Origin of the sequence: Streptomyces sp. NPDC006739, assembly GCF_042869815.1 — a bacterium.
Classification (GTDB): Bacteria; Actinomycetota; Actinomycetes; order Streptomycetales; family Streptomycetaceae; genus Streptomyces.
Genome location: NZ_JBIAGM010000034.1, coordinates 53,876 through 67,127 on the forward strand (window position 1 = coordinate 53,876; position 13,252 = coordinate 67,127).

Consider the following 13,252-nt stretch of genomic DNA (forward strand, 5'->3'; position numbering starts at 1 on the left):
GCGCCTGGACATGAACGGCACCGAGGCCGACCTGGCCTGCTCCTGCCGCTCCCGGTAGCAAGCCCGCCGTGACGCGGACAGAGCGTGGCGCATCGTCGCCATCTCGCCAATCCGCAGGAAGGACTCCTCGCCGCCGTCCTTCCAGGCACCGGTCTGCGTCTCGACCACGCGGAGCCGGCCTACCCCCGGTGCTCCTACCGGTTCCTGTCCTGGTTCCTGGCCCGCCGGAGCACCGTCGGCACCGACGACCTGGGCGACCACCAGCCCGAACGCGTTGCCGTCCGGCAACGCAGCGAGTTCACCCGGCTGTACCGCACCGCCGCCCGGGCCGTATGAGCCGTACACCATGAAAGGAACATCTCCCATGAGCAAGCTCGCTCTCGGCACCGGTGCGACCTCCGGCATCGGTGAGGCGTTCACGCACGCCTCGCCGCGGACGGCTACGACCTGATCATCGTCGGCCGCCGCGAGGAACGTCTGCGGGAGTTCACCGCCGCCCACCCCGAGGCCGACGTCCGTATCGTCGCCGCCGACCTGGCCACCCAGGACGGCATCGACACCGTCGCCCGGATCTGCGCGGACGAGCCGTTGGACCTGTTGATCAACAACGCCGGCGTCTCCCACTACATGCCCTGGCCCACCTGCCGGCCGACAAGGCGCGCGAACTGGTCAATGTCAAAGTCCTCACTCCCACCCAGCTCATGCGCGCTGCTGTGGGTCCGATGCAGCGCCGCGGCACCGGTACCATCCTCAACGTCTCCGGGATGATCGCGTTCTCCGGCCCGGCCGACAAATCCGTCATGCCCCGGCGTGCCGTCTACGCCGGCACTCTGGCCTACCCCGTCGCCATGACCCAGACCCTGGCCGCCGAGGTCGAGGACTCCGGTGTCAGGGTCGGCGTGGTCTGCCCCGGTGTGGTGGCCACCGAGTTCCACTCGTCTCAGGGCCTGCACATGAGCGCTGTCCCCCGGATGAGCGCCGACGACGTCGTCACCGGCGCCCTGCGTGGCCTGCGACTCGGCGAGACCGTCGTCGCCCCCGGTGTGGAGGACTACCGGCTCCTCCAGGAGGTCTTCACCGCCGACCTCGCCGCCTTCGGTGGCCAGGCCCCGGAACTCGCCACCCGCTACACCGAGTGACACCCCCAAGTGCACGGCGAACGGCGACCGGATGACTTCGGCTCACGCGACGACGGTGTCCGCCATGGAGTCCTGGTTCCGGGGCCGGTGGGTGATCGGGCCTCGGGGCGGGCCTTTCTGTCCATCGTCCGGGTCAGCCGGGATGCCCCCTGCGCCACGAGACGCTTCGCTTGTCCTTGCAGCGTTACGGCGAGGACGGATAGGCGGATCATGACAACGACGGAACTCCTGCTGTCGGCCGGGCGGGCGCTTGCCGCGCCTGTCGACCTGAACGGGAACGGACACTACCTGCACTGGGGCGTGATCCAGTTGTCCGTCGCGAACCTCGTGGTCGTCGGTCTGATGGTGGTTGTCTTCGTGGCAGCCCTGCTACTGCCCTTCCCGCGGGGCCGCAGATGAGCGGCCCGGGCGAGGGCGCGGCCGCCGGGCCGTACACCAATGTGCCCACCGGGGGAGGCTGGACGGGCGCGGTGCGTCGGCGGGCGGTGGCGGCCCTGCCCCCGGACAAGCTGCTGCCCGATTCCCAGCCGGCGTACATGGCCTCATGGATCTACGTATTCGGTGTGCTCACCGTGGCCTCGCTGATCGTGGTACTCGCCACCGGCGGTGTGCTCGCGCTGAAGGGACCCGCGTGGTGGCACGTCTCGGGGACCGGGAGGTACGTCAACAGCCTGCACCTGTGGAGCGTCGAGCTGCTCATGTTCTTCATGGTGGTCCACCTGTGGGGCAAGTTCTTCATGGCCGCCTGGCGCGGTCGGCGGGCGCTGACCTGGGCCACCGGCGCGGTGTGCTTCCTGACCTCGATCGGCACCGCCTTCACCGGCTACCTGGTTCAGCAGAACTTCGACTCGCAGTGGATCGCCGGGCAGGCCAAGGACGGGCTCAACTCGGTCGGGATCGGCGCCTTCTTCAACGTGCTGGACTTCGGGCAGATGCTGATGTGGCACATCGTGCTGCTTCCGTTCGTCCTCGGTCTGCTGACCGCCTGGCACGTCCTGCTGGTCCGGTGGCGCGGAATCGTCCCGCCCATCGGCGCGACCGGTCCCGCGGACGCCGGCGCTGCCCCGCCGGCGCCCTCCCCGCAGGGGACCTCGTGATGGCCCGGGGCCGCCGGAGGCCCGGTGTGCCGGACCCGGCCGCCTTCCCCACCCGGCCTTACGACCTGCTCAAGGAGTTCACGATCGCCCTGGTGGCGGTAGCGCTCCTCACCCTCGCTCTGGCCGCCGTGTTCTCCTCACCCGATGTCAAGCCGGTGACCCTGGCCTCATGGGCGCGGGCGGACGGCGCGGACTTCACAGCGACCGCCGCGGCCGAACTCGCCGGTACCAGTGGCACGGCCGAGTACGGCCCGCCGTACAACCGGACTCCCGATGCCGCACAGAAGATCGGCCCGGTCGGGCTGCAAGGTGCCGCCGGCGTCCGCATACCGGTGGACTCCGCCGACGACTTCGTCCTCCGTCCGCTGGCCAGTGCCCCCCAACCGCCCGTCGTCAAGGCGGCGCTCGCCGCCTGGGCCACCGCCCCGGCCTCCCGGCAGCAGGCATGGGCCAAGGCCTATTCCGACGCACTGACCAAATCGCCCGGCGGGGACCCCGCCAAGGTCGCCGCCGGCGACTACGGCCCGGTCCCCGTCCTCACCGCACGCCTTCTCGATCTGGCCAGGTCCGGTGCCCTCGACGGGGAACTGCAGGCGGAGGGAAGGTTCTACCAGACCGACTACACCCGTCCTCTGCTCTTCCTCTCCGACGGCTCCTACCTGGAGACCTTGGCCCGCGCCCAACACCTGCGCGGCGACCAATGGGGAATGATGAACGAGATCGGAAACTACCCGGGCCAGGCCTGGCTGATGCTTTACACGTTCTGGTACCAGATCGAACCCTTCAAGTCGTCGGGCAACGCCGATGCCCTGATCTGGAGCCTGATGGTGGTGATCAGCGCGGGTCTGGTGCTGGTCCCCTTCATCCCCGGCGTACGGTCCATCCCGCGCTGGACGCGGGTGCACCGGTTGATCTGGCGCCCCTACTACCGTGATCAGGAGACTGCGGCGAGGGCCCGGCAGCCGGAGGGCTGAGGGGCGGCCCTGGTCGAGGAGGGCCGGTGGCGCAGGGCTTACCGAACCGGTCTCGGAAGAGGTGGTGTGGCGGTGGCCGGCCGGGTCCGTCAGTGGTTCGAGTGATGGGTCTGACGACGGGAGACCTGCGCCCGTGCGGTGTGCCACCGTGATTGAGTCTGCTCGACCACGTCGTCCCGTTGCTCGCGGACCTCGCGGACCTCGCGGTCGGAAGGGCGGTGGCCCTCGCGGATCCGACTTAGTTCGTGTCCTACCTCTCGTCCCGGCGCCGCCGACGAAACCAGCGCGAGCATGGCCGCGAAGAGGGTGGAGATCCTCGCGAAGAGTTCACCGATCACCCCGTAGCGCGCGACGGAGACCCGCAGTCCACACCCTCGGGTCCTCGCCGTCCAGCCTTCGCGGGCGTGTCGCCGACGACGACCATCCGGAGTCCGTTGGAGCCTGAGGTCATGACCGACCCGATGCAGGATCCCCGCTTCCTCCAGGACCCCTACCCTGCCTACGCGGCCATGCGCTCCACATGCCCGGTGCAGCACATACCTGGCGGCTCCGGCGGACGTCCCAGCTACCTGATCACCGGCTACACGGAAGCCAGGGACGCCCTCGGCGACCCTCGCCTCTCGAAGGACACGGCCGCCTTCTTCGCGGGCAAGGAGCCACGGCGCCGCCTGCACCCCGCGATCGCCCACACCATGCTGGCCAGCGACCCGCCCCGGCACACGAGGCTGCGCAGGCTGGTGACGGCGGCGTTCACGACCGGTGCCGTCGCCAAGCTGCGCCCCTTCATCGCCCGGGTCGCCGGTGACTTGCTGGACCAGTGGTCCGCCGGTGAACGGTTCGACTTCGTGGCCGGGCTGGCGGTGCCGCTGCCGGTCATCGTGATCTGCGAGCTGCTCGGAGTCCCGCGGGCCGACCGGCCCGATGTCCAGCGTTGGTCCGCAGAGCTGTTCGCGGCAGGAGAGCCCGACGTCATCGACGCGGCCTCGCACGCGATGGCCGACTACATGACGGGCCTCATCGCCGCCAAGCGCCTGAACCCCGGCGGCTCCCTGCTCGACCGGCTCATCTCGGCTCGCGACGGAGACGACCACCTGGGCGAGGAGGAGCTGGTCTCCCTTGCCGTGCTGCTGCTGGTGGCCGGACACGAGACCACCACCAACGCCCTCGGCAACGCCCTCCTTGCGCTGCTGCGGCATCCGGCCGCGCTGGATCGCCTTCGGAGCAATCCGGACGGGGTCCCTGCCGCGCTGGACGAACTGCTCCGTTTCGATTCCCCCGTGAGTACGGCCACCTTCAGGTTCACCAGGCAAGCCGTCACGCTCGGCGGTTCCGACGTCCCGGCGGGCGTCCCGGTCCTGGTCGCGGTCGGGGCAGCCAACCGGGACCCAGCGCGGTTCCCGGCGCCGGACCAGCTCGACCTGGACCGGAACGCGGCTGCCCACCTCGCCTTCGGCCACGGCATCCACCGCTGTGCCGGCGCGCCGCTGGCCAGGGCCGAGCTGGAGATCGCCCTGCGAGCCGTGCTGATCCGAATGCCCGGGATCCGCCTCGCCGTACCGCCCGACCACCTGTGCTGGCGGCGCACCCGCCTCGTCCGCGGGCTTGCATCGCTGCCGGTCCTGGCGTAGTCGATCGGTTCATGGCCACGTCTACGCCGGTCGGCCGCCCTGCCTCACCGACGTAGCGCTCCACCTGCTCCGAGGCCTCGAGGCCTCGGAGCAGGTGGCGCCGGCCTCACCCCGCAGTGGGGTTGCGCAGTTCTACGGACGCTCCAAGCCGCGACTACGGGTAGATGCGAGTGCTGGAACGGAATCTGCGACAGGTGCGGGTGGAGCAAAGCGCCTGGGTTCCACCGGTGGTTGCGAACGCCCCGGAAGGAGGGCGTTCGGACCCCGAAGTACGTTCCCGACGAGATGCCGACCACGGTGAAAATGCGGTACTTCGAGCTGCCAGGGCGGAGACGCAGGGGCGCGCCAGCCGCTCGGGGTCTCCGCCGGCTTCGGCTCGAACTGGTTCGTCAACGCGGGCGCCTCCTGCGGGAGCGCGGTCTCCCAGGTGACCGAACGGGAGTGGGAAGGGCTGGCGGCGGTCGACGTCACCGCTCCGTTCTCGGTGATCCGGCGGCCGTTGTCTCTGCTGGACGACGGCGGGTGCGCCGTCGACATGGGTTCCACGGTGGCCGTTTCTCCGTCCCACGCAGATCGGAGGGCGGCGCGGGATCACCGTGAACGGTGGCGCCGGGCGCGGTGCGGACCGACCTGACCGCCGGGTACACCTCGGTTCCCGATGCGGTCGCCGGGTTGTAGGCGATCACCTCCTGTTGCACCCCGGCGAGCCCGAGGATGTGGCGGACGTCGCCGGATTCCTGGTGAGCCGGTTCGACCTCTCGGCGCCGGGGACCTCCTGGAGGCCGAACCGGCCTTTCGCACCGCGGTCGCGGAATTCCGCGCGCAGGGCGACCGGTGAGGCGGCACCCTGCCCCTGGACCCGCTCGCGGGCACCGTTTGTGCACATCTTCTACCTCGCCGACGAGGAACCGGTCCGCGTCCGTCAACTGCGCATCACCGCAGGCCCTCTGCAGACCGACGCAGTGATGTAGCTCCTCGCTGCGCCCGGACCGCCGGACCGGGGGCCCCGGGTGACAGCCTCGTACGGCACTTCGCCGCCCGTGCCGGAAGGTGAGCCCGTCGACCTGCTCGGCGCAGGTTGCCTGTCGACAGGCACTTGCACAGCAACGGAACCGCCGCACCTGTAACTCGATCAGCACCCGACGGCCGCCGACCGCACTGTCGGCGAGCCGGCGTACGTACCGGCGGTGAATCCGGGACGACAGAGTCCCGCAAGCCGGACACGCTGCTTGCTCCCCACCTGTCCGGGCCCGGACGGTCACCAACTCGCCTTCGGACACGGCGTTTCCTACCTCGACACCCTCGACCTGGTGGAACCACAGGTCCTGGAGGAGCACATCACCCACAGCCGTTCATGATCGCGGTTTCGGTGACCCTCCGTGGCCCTGGCACCGAAAGTGATCCAGAACCACTTTTTTCAGCCGTCGCCGACAAGTTACGAGATCGCGTGTCGCTCGGTCGAGAGCGCCCGGTGGTGCTTGCTTCGGGACTCTGCTCGTGGTGCGCGCGACGAGGAGGTCGAGGCGGTGCTCGGCGGCACGACGAGAAGCCGCTGATCGGCGGCAGCGTGGTCGCTCCCTGGGATGACCACCCTGCCGCCGAATCCCCGGGATGACCCGGATGCAAATCTGGGGCGTGGTCATCCGCTGGGCTGATTCGACGGCCCGGGCCACGAACCTAGCGTCAGCGCCATGCACCGATCCCGCCGTATCGCGGCTGTCGCCGCGCTCGTCCTCGCCCTTCCCCTCCCGATGGCCAGGGCCGCGATCGCGTCGCCGTACGCCGCTGCGCCTGCCGCTGTCGCCGTTGCCCCGCCCCCTGCCGCCTTCCACCTCGAGCTGCCCCGCCCGACCGGGCCGTACCCGGCCGGCGAGGAGGTGCTGCACCTTACCGACCAGGACCGCACCGATCCCTGGGTGCCCTCGGCCGGACCGCGGCAGCTGGCGGTATCGATGTTCTACCCGGCCCGGCCCGGCACCGGGGTGCCCGCCCCGTACATGACCCTCGGCGAGGCGCAGGGCTTTCTGGCCACGCGGGTCCCGGCGGGGACCGGGGCCCAGCCGCAGGATCTCGTAGACAGCAGGACCTACGCCTACACCGGGGCGAAGGCCGTCGGCGGGAAGTTCCCGTTGGTGGTCCTCTCGCCCGGCTTCGAGAACCCCCGCGCCACGCTGACAGGCCTGGCGACCGACCTGGCCAGCCATGGCTACGTCGTCGCCCTGGTCGGCCACACCTACGAGGACTCCGGCGAGACGTTCGCCGACGGCAGCACCCCGGGATGCGCGCTGTGCGCGAGAGGGGCACCGGACACGCTCCCCGACAGCCGGGCGAAGGACGTGTCCTTCGTCCTGGACCAGCTGACCGGGCACCACCCGGCCTGGCACCTGGCCCACCTGATCGACCGCGACCACATCGGCATGGCTGGGCACTCGATCGGCGGCGCGTCAACGCTGAACGCGATGGCCGAGGACCAGCGGATCCTCGCCGGAGTGAACATGGACGGACAGTTCTCTCCGCCGATTCCGACCGACAAGCTCGAGGGACGATCGTTCCTCCTGCTCGGGAAGGAAAGCGACCACTCTGCTGGCGGCGGGGACACGTCATGGGGGCAGACCTGGTCGGGCTGGGACGGCTACAGACCCTGGCTGGCCGTCACGGGCACAAACCACGCCAGCTTCACGGACGTCGAGATCCTGGCCAACGAGATCGGCCTTCCGCTCCCCCCGGGGACGACCACCCCACCGGATCGCGGGATGCAGCTGACCCGGGAGTACGTCGGAGCCTTCTTCGACCAGACCCTGAAGGGAATCCACCAGCTCCTGCTCGACGGCCCGTCGACAGCGAACCCGGAGGTGCTCTTCCAGCACCTGTGACCGGTTGGCGACCGGCCCCGATCAACTGCTGAACGCCCCCGTCCTGGCGACCTTGATGTCGATCAATGCGTCCGGCCGGGGCGTTCGCGAGTCTGAAAGCGCAATGGCTCTGGAAGGCTTCGAGAAGTTCCGGCGTTATGCCGCCGATGCTCACGACGCCAGAGACCCCGACACACCGCAACCGCTTCGAGTGCTCTCGCTTATCGGGGACATTCGACCAATGACCAACCGCCAACCGCTGCCAACACTCGCCGTCAAGCGGTCCTGCTTCTCATCCACGCAGCCAGCCGGAGTCGCCCGACTGTCGAGGATGCCGGCCAGGCCGGCCGGTCAAGGGCGCCTTCTGCGTCGCTACGCGATGCGCCCACCCGGGACAATTCGCCCCGTCCCGAAGTGCGCCTGGCTAATCGGGCGGCTCCAAAGGTCTGCCGTCCGTCTGCAGGTCAACAGCTGCGGGGTGGGGAACGTCGGTGAAAAGGTCTGTCCCAATGGTGAGCGCCAGGTGGGGCGGATTGCCCATCAAAAGCGGTCATTCGGCCATGATTTGCCGCTGGCGGTGACTGTCATGGGGTAACGGGAGGACCGGGTCTGGCGGGTGACGCGGTGCAATTGTTCCGTAATCCAGTGATCACGTTGAGTGGGATGCGCCCGGCGCACCATGCTGTCGTGCAACTCCTCCGCGGGCGCGTCAGCACCACCCGCGGGGAGCCTTCCAGACTCTTCTTTCCTTCCGTGGAAGGTCACATGAACAGCAAGAGGGTGAGGACCGTGGCCTTGCTGGCGACGGTCCTCATGTGGAGCACGGTGACGACCGTGCTCGGGCAGCTCGCGGCCGTCGCCGCGCTGCTGCCCTCGCTGGGACTCCTCATCCAGCAGATCGTGGCCGCGCTCAACGGCACCAACACGCAAGGCCCTGCCGCAACGGCCGCCTCCGCGCCGGCCGCGGGGCCGGCGGGCAGTGAGGAGCCGTCACGGTGAAACTGCCCCCTGTACCCGATCAGTCTGCAGGGGAGCCTGCACATCGGCGCGGGCGGCCGCCGGAGCCCATCTGCGAGACGGCCGGCGCCGCCCACCGCACCTGGCTCGAGCCGGTCCGCTACCGGCTCACCGCCAGCGGCCTCACTCTCGACGACCTCGTCAGCCTCTCCGGCTACTCCAAAACCCGCCTGTCCCACCACCACCCAGGGACCGGCGCACCTCCTGGTCGAAGTCACCGCCGCCGACCACGAACCCGCCTCCGCGCACGTGTTCTTCAAAAACGCGGCCGCCGTGTGCTGGAAGACCGTCACCGCCGCCGACGACACGCAAGCCCACGGCAACCGCATGGCCTACCACCTCAGCCGCTTCCGCACCCGAGCCGCCCAAGCCTTCTCACCCGCCCCCTCCGGATTCGGGCGGTTCCGGGCCCCCTCCCTGTCCGGTGCGGTTGCCGGGCCTTTCCACCGGCTATAGTGATCTTCAGCTGGTCGCCCCAAGCACGGGCGTTTGGCGTTGCGTTGGTGGTCCAAGGAAAGACGTCCCGCTTCCTGCGGGAAGATGCAGGTGCAAGGCCTGCCCGGCGCTCGGACACAGGGCCCCACACCCATCTACGGAGGTGGGGCCCTGATGCTTGTGGCTCGGGGCGCTCTGCCGCTGGTGTGGGTGCGCCTTGGCGCCGTACCTCGGACGGTAGGCGGTCGGGCGGATGGGGCGCCATTCGCTCAGCTGCCGCCTGTCTTTGAGGGGTCCTGATGCGTTCTGCCCGTCTCGCCGCTTCGTTGATGATGCTGTCCTGTCTGGTGCTGGCGGGCTGTTCGCCTGCTTCGACCGGCGGTTCAGGGACGGGTTCGGGGAGCCGGCGGCCGGAGTGTCGGGGTCGTCGAGGGCAGGCGGATCTTCGCGGGTGATCGCGGTGGGTGCGGGTCCGCAGAGGTCGTACACGGTGCAGCAGCAGCCGGCTGCGGGCAGCTGTCACTACCGCTACGAGCACGGGGAGCCGCTGGAGGATCCGAAGTGCACGCCGGGCGCGGTTTCCCCTGCGGTGACGCAGGCGAATCTGAAGTCGACGATCTGCCGTAAGGGCGGCTACACCAAGGACATCCGCCCTCCCGCCTCCGTGACGGGCAAGGAGAAGCGGCTGAACGCGGCCTCCTACGGCTACACCGGCAGCATGGGGGACGCCGAGTACGACCACCTGATCAGCCTTCAGCTTGGGGAGACCCCAATGAGCCGCGGAATTTGTGGGTGGAGCCGGCCGACCCGGGCCATAAGAAGGGTGGCGGGATCAACAACATGAAGGACCCGGTGGAGACGAAGCTGCACACCGCGGTCTGCTTGGGGAAGGTCACCCTCGCCGCGGCCCAGCGGGCCATCGTCACGGACTGGACCACGGCGCTCAGCAGCTTCGGCCTCAGCTGGCGGCAGGCGCCTCACCCAGCAAACGGGGGCCGTCGCTGTCGCCCGCAACAGCCGTCCTGCTTTCGCATCCTGCGCCAGAGGGGTGTGCAAGGACATGTCCGTGGTGGGCAGGACTCGGCGCCTGGACACCGGGGTGGGGGGTGACGCCCCCGGCCGTGGGATGGCTCAACCCATATGTGCCACCGTGTAGTCCGTGTCTGAGGCCGCCGCGCCGTCGGGCGTCGCTTCGGGCCGGGTGGCCGTACTTCGCCAGAGCCGGCGGCAGGACGAGACCGTTGCCACCAGAAGCAGCCCGTCGCGGATCAGCAGTACGACTATGCCCGGCAGATTGCTCCGCACGACCGGGCCGAAGCCGATGGGGAATTCGAGCACCGTGAAGAAGCACGCGACCAGGATGAGCAGCACGGGCCGGCGCTGGACCGTGGAGCGGCTGGTCAGACAGAGCGCGCCGAGGCCGAGCAGCCAGATCAGGTACTGCGGACTGATCACCCGGCTGGTGGTGACGAAGACCAGCACCGCCGCGAACGCAGCGTCGTAGAGCACAACGTCGCTGAAAGTGCGGGCGCGTACCCGCCACCAGACCAACCAGCAGAAGGCCAGCACCGCGCCGGCCAGCGCGATCCGGGCCACGGTGGGCACATACGGGCCAAGGAACTCGAACGACCCGTAGTGCAGCCGGGAGGTGCCGTGCCACAGACCGAGCCAGCGCAGGACATGAAACGGCAGCGCGCCCAGCGACTCGATCTCGACACCGCGCTGACGCTGCTCGGTGAGGAACGCAAACGGCCCCTGGGTGAAAGCCAGAAACGCGGCGCTGACGCCCACGCTGGTGACCAGCGCCGCTCCCCAGGAGCGGCGGGTCGTGGGGCCCGGCCGCACACCGGCGAGCACGAGTATGGGCCAGACCTTGACCAGCGCGCCGATCCCGGCCAGCGCGCCCGCCACCCGGGGATGCCGTGCGGCGGCCAGCAGGGCGGCGACCGCGAGGGCGGTGACCGTCACGTCGTAGCGGGCCAGGGCCAGTGGGCCGAGCGCGGCGATCCCGGCGACCCACAGCCAGGCGCCGGCCAGGTCCCGGCCGTGGGCCCGCCCGGCCCGCAGCAGCATCGCCAGGACCGTCGCGTCGGCGGCGCAGGCGAGCAGGTAGAAGGCGTGGGAGTAAGTCAGGAACGGCAGCAGTGCCGGGGCGAGGAAGGCCGCCGCCGCGGCGGGCGGGTACTGCCAGGTGACGTCGCCGACCGGAAAGCTGCCGGTCAGCAGCCGTTCGTACCAGCCGTGGTAGATGATGACCACGTCGGGGCGGACATCGTCACCGGGGAAGCGCAGGGTGCCGAAGAGCGTCAGAAGCAGTGCGGTTCGCGTCACCGCCCATGCCAGCACCGGCACCCATGTCCTTAAGCGACCCGCGGTCACCGTTCCACGCCAGCACACCGTCACGTTTCAGGGCCTCTCCGTCAACCGCCTTACACGGGTCACACTGCCGGTGAAGGCCCGCATGAAGATGACAACATGATGAACATAGCGCGCCATCTTGTTGCGCCACCCTGTGAATGAGGCAGACGACTGACCATGCTGCCACCCGTCACAGTGCGGCCCGTTGCCGGTGTCGACTGGAACCGTGGCGCATGCGGCCCATACGGTGGCCGGCGCGACCTGTCATGCGGTGAGCGCGTATCCGGTGAAGACATCGGATCCAGACCGGCCGCAGGCGACCCCGAACTCCTCCGACACGCTGGTAGCAGAGGCGGTGTTCATTGCTCGTCCGGGCCAGTGCTCGGACTGCCACATGCAGGCGAAAAGCGTACACAGTACGTATCAACGCACTCTCGGCGAACGGTCGTTAACGTAGGCCCTCGCCGGGTGATAGTCCGGCTCCGTGTTCGGCGGTTCTTCTGCGACCACAAGCGTCGCTACGCAGGCTGGTACCGGCACTTGCTGATGCCGGGCGGCTACGCGTTGCCGTCCGAGGTCACCATGCGGTAGGTGCGCGGTCGGTCGCTCATCAGGTCGTGCGGGAGCGCGACGGCGCCGTCCTCCTTGAAGGCGCGACTCCGGCCCGGTGGCTTGCCGCACCGCGGCGAGAATGTGCTGGTGGTCCGGCGGGAGCACGGTCTCCTCCACGTCAGGTGCACGGTGCGGGATCACGATCACTGCCCGGCCGCCCACCTGCCCCGGGCCGACGCGACCCGGGCGCGCTCGTCGGTGAGCTGCTCGCTCACCCGCTCAAGGACCCGCTCGGCGACAGCGAGCTCGTCCCGCTCGGCCCGCACCTCCGCCAGATGCTCGGCCAGCTGTCCTTCGAGTTTGTCCAGTTCTGCTCGCCGCGTGGTGATCCGCTGCAGCCGCTCGGGATCCATGCACCAGATCGCAGAAGGACGTCCGACCTCAACGAGCAGGAGCCCGCGGCCGTCCGGCTCCATCAGGCGATCTACTTTCACACCTGTCTCAGTTTTACCTAGCTACCAAGATCATGGTCACGTCAACTGCGCAGCCGATGAAATGAGGTCTTGTGAAGGACACCGTCTTAGTACTCCAGTAGCACTTTGACGTCTTCCCTGTTCAGGGGCGGTTTGGGTGAGTGTAGTGGGCTGGTTGCCGGCCTGTGTTCTCTTTCCCGGGCCGCCCCTCGATCGTGTGCAGCCGCCGCTGATAGCCACAACAGTGCGGGCAGCCTCCTGGCGTGATCGACGAGCGTGCAGTTGAGATCTGGAACGACGAGCCCGAGGAACTCTTCCTGCGCACCGGCCACCGCTTCAGGCGCGTCGAGCCGCGTCGCAGGATGCGCGACTACATCCGCGGACTGCTGGGCCCGGTCGGCCGCAAGAACGGCTGGCAGCTGGCCGAATACGCCGGACATCGCACACCCGACCGCCTCCAGCGGCTCCTCAACGGCGCCCGCTGGGACGCCGATGAACTCCGCGACGACCTCCAGCACTGTGTAGCCGAACGGCTCGGCGAGCCCGACGGGATCCTCATCCTGGACGACACCGGCTTCCTGAAGCAGGGCACCACCTCGGCCGGCGTGCAGCGCCAGTACTCCGGCACCGCCGGGGCTTGTATTTCAATTAGTGCTTGCTCAGGCGGAGTTGGTGGGACGGTGGACCATGACCGTGCGTCCGCCCGTCTCCGCCTTACGGGCCAAGT

14 protein-coding genes are annotated in these 13,252 nt (G+C 69.3%); 11 read left to right on the plus strand and 3 right to left on the minus strand.

The features are described from left to right. The first annotated feature begins 84 nt into the window (after positions 1-84). From ACFYMM_RS39040 to ACFYMM_RS39070, 7 genes are all read left to right on the plus strand, one after another. The gene (locus ACFYMM_RS39040) at positions 85-336 is read left to right on the plus strand and encodes a hypothetical protein (RefSeq protein ID WP_388396134.1); all 252 of its coding nucleotides are present in this window, start codon (positions 85-87) and stop codon (positions 334-336) included. 141 nt (positions 337-477) lie between these two features. Then, positions 478-768 carry a hypothetical protein gene (locus tag ACFYMM_RS39045; RefSeq protein WP_388396169.1) on the plus strand — a complete coding sequence of 97 codons (291 nt, stop codon included), beginning with the start codon at positions 478-480 and terminating at the stop codon, positions 766-768. Continuing rightward, the gene (locus ACFYMM_RS39050) at positions 666-1,139 is read left to right on the plus strand and encodes an SDR family NAD(P)-dependent oxidoreductase (protein WP_388396172.1); all 474 of its coding nucleotides are present in this window, start codon (positions 666-668) and stop codon (positions 1,137-1,139) included. The genes ACFYMM_RS39045 and ACFYMM_RS39050 overlap by 103 nt, the downstream gene beginning before the upstream one ends. A 210-nt stretch (positions 1,140-1,349) precedes the next feature. Further along, complete coding sequence (locus ACFYMM_RS39055) at positions 1,350-1,538, plus strand: hypothetical protein (protein ID WP_388396136.1); 189 nt, start codon at positions 1,350-1,352, stop codon at positions 1,536-1,538. Beyond that, positions 1,535-2,236: a cytochrome b N-terminal domain-containing protein gene (locus ACFYMM_RS39060; protein WP_388396138.1), complete on the plus strand. Its 702-nt coding sequence runs from the start codon at positions 1,535-1,537 to the stop codon at positions 2,234-2,236. The genes ACFYMM_RS39055 and ACFYMM_RS39060 overlap by 4 nt, the downstream gene beginning before the upstream one ends. A gap of 26 nt (positions 2,237-2,262) precedes the next feature. Then, on the plus strand, positions 2,263-3,210 hold the full coding sequence (locus ACFYMM_RS39065; protein WP_388396141.1) for a hypothetical protein: 948 nt from the start codon (positions 2,263-2,265) through the stop codon (positions 3,208-3,210). Between the two features lie 449 nt (positions 3,211-3,659). Then, the gene (locus ACFYMM_RS39070; RefSeq protein WP_388396143.1) at positions 3,660-4,838 is read left to right on the plus strand and encodes a cytochrome P450; all 1,179 of its coding nucleotides are present in this window, start codon (positions 3,660-3,662) and stop codon (positions 4,836-4,838) included. Between the two features lie 467 nt (positions 4,839-5,305). On the opposite strand, the gene ACFYMM_RS39075 is transcribed toward ACFYMM_RS39070, so the two are convergent. Continuing rightward, positions 5,306-6,184, minus strand: a complete 879-nt coding sequence (locus ACFYMM_RS39075; protein ID WP_388396145.1) for a transposase family protein — start codon at positions 6,182-6,184, stop codon at positions 5,306-5,308. A 345-nt stretch (positions 6,185-6,529) separates the two neighbouring features. Between ACFYMM_RS39075 and ACFYMM_RS39080 the strand changes: the two genes are divergently transcribed. The 3 genes from ACFYMM_RS39080 to ACFYMM_RS39090 all read left to right on the plus strand — a co-directional run bounded on the left by ACFYMM_RS39080 (position 6,530) and on the right by ACFYMM_RS39090 (position 9,986). Next, a complete protein-coding gene (locus ACFYMM_RS39080; RefSeq protein WP_388396147.1) occupies positions 6,530-7,711 on the plus strand; it encodes an alpha/beta hydrolase family protein in 1,182 nt (393 codons plus the stop codon). Between the two features lie 744 nt (positions 7,712-8,455). Then, on the plus strand, positions 8,456-8,689 hold the full coding sequence (locus tag ACFYMM_RS39085) for a hypothetical protein (protein ID WP_388396150.1): 234 nt from the start codon (positions 8,456-8,458) through the stop codon (positions 8,687-8,689). A gap of 943 nt (positions 8,690-9,632) precedes the next feature. Beyond that, positions 9,633-9,986, plus strand: coding sequence for a hypothetical protein (locus tag ACFYMM_RS39090; protein ID WP_388396153.1), 354 nt, complete (start codon positions 9,633-9,635; stop codon positions 9,984-9,986). Between the two features lie 287 nt (positions 9,987-10,273). Here ACFYMM_RS39090 and ACFYMM_RS39095 read toward each other — a convergent pair whose 3' ends face one another. Both ACFYMM_RS39095 and ACFYMM_RS39100 read right to left on the minus strand, forming a co-directional pair. Next, the gene (locus ACFYMM_RS39095) at positions 10,274-11,494 is read right to left on the minus strand and encodes a glycosyltransferase 87 family protein (protein WP_388396156.1); all 1,221 of its coding nucleotides are present in this window, start codon (positions 11,492-11,494) and stop codon (positions 10,274-10,276) included. Positions 11,495-12,255: 761 nt separating this feature from the next. Beyond that, positions 12,256-12,465, minus strand: a complete 210-nt coding sequence (locus ACFYMM_RS39100; protein WP_388396158.1) for a hypothetical protein — start codon at positions 12,463-12,465, stop codon at positions 12,256-12,258. A gap of 347 nt (positions 12,466-12,812) precedes the next feature. Here ACFYMM_RS39100 and ACFYMM_RS39105 point away from each other — a divergent pair. Next, the coding region (locus tag ACFYMM_RS39105; RefSeq protein ID WP_388396175.1) for a transposase at positions 12,813-13,252 on the plus strand (440 nt) is incomplete at its 3' end.

Excerpts from the sequence above, each read along its gene's own strand:
- ACFYMM_RS39055 (WP_388396136.1), top strand. The coding sequence starts at position 1,350 with ATGACAACGACGGAACTCCTGCTGTCGGCCGGGCGGGCGCTTGCCGCG.
- ACFYMM_RS39060 (WP_388396138.1), top strand. The coding sequence starts at position 1,535 with ATGAGCGGCCCGGGCGAGGGCGCGGCCGCCGGGCCGTACACCAATGTG.
- ACFYMM_RS39070 (WP_388396143.1), top strand. The coding sequence starts at position 3,660 with ATGACCGACCCGATGCAGGATCCCCGCTTCCTCCAGGACCCCTACCCT.
- ACFYMM_RS39080 (WP_388396147.1), top strand. The coding sequence starts at position 6,530 with ATGCACCGATCCCGCCGTATCGCGGCTGTCGCCGCGCTCGTCCTCGCC.
- ACFYMM_RS39085 (WP_388396150.1), top strand. The coding sequence starts at position 8,456 with ATGAACAGCAAGAGGGTGAGGACCGTGGCCTTGCTGGCGACGGTCCTC.
- ACFYMM_RS39100 (WP_388396158.1), bottom strand. The coding sequence starts at position 12,465 with ATGGATCCCGAGCGGCTGCAGCGGATCACCACGCGGCGAGCAGAACTG.